This is a genomic window from Caballeronia sordidicola (assembly GCF_000729995.1).
Classification (GTDB): Bacteria; Pseudomonadota; Gammaproteobacteria; order Burkholderiales; family Burkholderiaceae; genus Caballeronia; species Caballeronia sordidicola_A.
The window spans coordinates 1-356 of the sequence record NZ_JNFG01000172.1 but is presented as its reverse complement, the minus strand read 5'-3'; the positions used below and the strand labels follow the sequence as shown (position 1 = coordinate 356).

The 356-nt window shown below is 61.5% G+C and carries 1 protein-coding gene; it reads left to right on the top strand.

The annotated features are described in order from the left end of the window. Positions 1–303: DUF2797 domain-containing protein (locus tag FH08_RS0134250; RefSeq protein ID WP_031362666.1), on the top strand; the 303-nt coding region annotated here is incomplete at its 5' end. Positions 304–356: the final 53 nt, after the last annotated feature.

Sequence of the window (356 nt, the reverse complement as noted above, 5' to 3'; positions counted from 1 at the left end):
GACCTGGTGGCGGTGCGCGAGCGCATCTTCGACGCCTGCGCCCAGGGTCTGGACGATCTCCAGGGCCGCTTCGGCCTGCAGGCGATCCAGCCGGTGGTCGACATGGCGCCCATCGAGATCCATTATCCGGTGACGGTCTATCCCACCAAGGTGGTCAGCCACGACCTGGAAAAGACCCCCGTGGTGGAAGGCACGCTGCTGAGCATCAAGGGTCAATACCTGATGTTCGATACCGGCGTGATCAACATTCGCAAGTACACGGCCTATCAGCTGGCCGTGTCCGCCTCCGCAGCAGAGATGTAAGGACGTAAGCCATGCGCACCGACCAGCCCCAGACCATCTATCTCAAGGACTAC